Raw genomic sequence first — 254 nt, forward strand, 5'->3', positions numbered from 1 at the left:
GTCCGGCATCTTCTTCGCGAATAAGGTCCGCCGGATGTTCACAGTCGAGCGCACCCAGGACGGCACCGTCCCCACCTATGTCGTCACCGGCCAGATCTTCTTCGCCTCGGTCGACCGCTTCACGCGCGCCTTCCGCATGCCGGAGCCCGCCGCCCACGTCCTGATCGACGTCACCGCCGCGCATTTCTGGGATATCTCAGCCGTTGGCGCGCTCGACAAGGCCGTCGCCCGCCTGCGCCGCGACGGTGCGGAGG

General features: G+C 68.1%; 1 protein-coding gene. It reads left to right on the forward strand.

Going from position 1 to position 254, the window contains the following annotated elements; translation table 11 throughout:
- Positions 1-254: STAS domain-containing protein (locus AC0IYH_RS32760; RefSeq protein ID WP_471838535.1), on the forward strand; the 254-nt coding region annotated here is incomplete at both ends.

It is taken from the genome of Pseudomonas sp. AC463 (assembly GCF_979253585.1).